The organism is Mesorhizobium sp. M0195 (assembly GCF_040322115.1).
GTDB lineage: Bacteria > Pseudomonadota > Alphaproteobacteria > Rhizobiales > Rhizobiaceae > Mesorhizobium.
The window spans coordinates 1-564 of sequence record NZ_JAMYSV010000104.1; the positions used below are offsets into that span (position 1 = coordinate 1).

At 63.1% G+C, this 564-nt stretch carries 1 protein-coding gene and 1 pseudogene; one reads left to right on the top strand and one right to left on the bottom strand.

Features of this window, described 5'->3' with window-relative positions; genetic code table 11:
- Window positions 1-40 precede the first annotated feature (40 nt).
- Window positions 41-256, top strand: a complete 216-nt coding sequence (locus NKJ12_RS32210; RefSeq protein ID WP_245274905.1) for a helix-turn-helix domain-containing protein — start codon at window positions 41-43, stop codon at window positions 254-256.
- 27 nt (window positions 257-283) lie between these two features.
- Here NKJ12_RS32210 and NKJ12_RS32215 read toward each other — a convergent pair.
- A pseudogene (locus NKJ12_RS32215) lies at window positions 284-564 on the bottom strand (IS66 family transposase); the annotation flags it as partial.

The window sequence follows — 564 nt, forward strand, 5'->3', positions numbered from 1 at the left end:
CGGCTATCGCTCTTCCGACAAGAATGGCGAGTGGCTCACCATGTCGGACGCGGCCGCCCGGCTTGGAGTCTCGCACGTCAAAATCCGCCGGTTCATCAGGGATGGCCTCTTGCCTGCCGAGCAGGTCATGCGCGGCGCACCCTACCAGATCCGCGCCAGCGACCTCGAAGACGAACGGATCAAGGCCGATTTGGCGCGCAATACTCCGCATCGCATCCACGACGACAACCAGGAATCGCTGTTTTCCGCCATTTGAAAAGGAGGTGCATAATGAATCGGTCTTCGCGATGCCGCGCAGGGCTCGCTCGGCTGCATTGTTGGATAGGCAGATCCGCCCATCGTCGAGGAACCGGGTGAAGGATGACCAGCGGCGCAGCATGTAGTTGAAGGCCTTGGTCAGGTCGTGCCCGCGCGAGAGCTTGTCGCGCGTCTGGATCATCCAGCGCTCGAGCTCGGTGACCAGCGGCGCGCTCCGCTCTTGGCGCACGGCGTGGCGTTGGGCCGGCGACAGGCCGTTGATCGCGCGCTCGATATCGAACAGGGCATCGATGCGCTTCACGGCTT